Annotated in this window: 3 protein-coding genes; all 3 read left to right on the top strand. The window is 34.3% G+C overall.

Annotated elements, in window-relative coordinates:
• Positions 1 to 77: 77 nt before the first annotated feature.
• Positions 78 to 236 carry a hypothetical protein gene (locus J3U74_RS12450; protein ID WP_267328499.1) on the top strand — a complete coding sequence of 53 codons (159 nt, stop codon included), beginning with the start codon at positions 78 to 80 and terminating at the stop codon, positions 234 to 236.
• Complete coding sequence (locus J3U74_RS12445; RefSeq protein WP_267328498.1) at positions 221 to 403, top strand: DUF1187 family protein; 183 nt, start codon at positions 221 to 223, stop codon at positions 401 to 403. Before J3U74_RS12450 ends, J3U74_RS12445 begins: the two co-directional genes overlap by 16 nt.
• A gap of 2 nt (positions 404 to 405) precedes the next feature.
• Positions 406 to 613, top strand: a 208-nt coding sequence (locus J3U74_RS12440) for a recombination protein NinB (protein ID WP_267338108.1), incomplete at its 3' end; no start/stop codon positions are given.

The raw sequence follows: 613 nt of genomic DNA, 5'->3' as shown, positions 1-613 counted from the left end.
AAACATTAAACAAATGTTAAAAACAGGTCGGGCTTGTGTTACGACGAGTTAATTACTGCAAAAACGGGCACTATCACATGCTAGACAAAATAGCGTATGACTATGTTACAGCACTGAGAAAACGAAGGGCAAACTTAGCAAAAATTAAATATGAACTAGCCGAACAAGTTAAAAAATATCCGGAAGAAGAAAAGGCAAAATTAAGGGAGTTGATACAAAAATGGCTTACAAAATAACAGCAGAAATTAAAAAAGGATGGCAAAGTTGGGGATCAATTGTATTACAACGTGATTCAAAAATAACTGAAAAAACATTAATTAAAACACTATCTACGGTTAAAACGCCATTAGGTAAGTCTAATGTTGATGTGCAGGTGCGTAATTTTGAGTGTGAGAGGGTTTAGAGATGATTAAGGAAATTCGATTAACTCATGAAGTTGCCCGTAATACGGCCATAAATTTTATTAATCAATTACCAGTTGATAGCAAATATCCGTTAAGAATAGTGATTGATGAAGAAAAGCGAACATTAGCACAAAATCGAATGATGTGGGCTGTTTTAAACGATATTGCAAAACAAGTTGAATGGAACGGAGAAAAACTGACAGCAGAAG

This window comes from Gilliamella sp. B3892, from assembly GCF_026536305.1.
GTDB lineage: Bacteria > Pseudomonadota > Gammaproteobacteria > Enterobacterales > Orbaceae > Gilliamella.
The sequence above is the reverse complement of the archived record's forward strand: the minus strand, read 5'-3'. Positions and strand labels throughout refer to the sequence as shown.

Excerpts from the sequence above, each read along its gene's own strand:
- J3U74_RS12450 (WP_267328499.1), top strand. The coding sequence starts at position 78 with ATGCTAGACAAAATAGCGTATGACTATGTTACAGCACTGAGAAAACGA.
- J3U74_RS12445 (WP_267328498.1), top strand. The coding sequence starts at position 221 with ATGGCTTACAAAATAACAGCAGAAATTAAAAAAGGATGGCAAAGTTGG.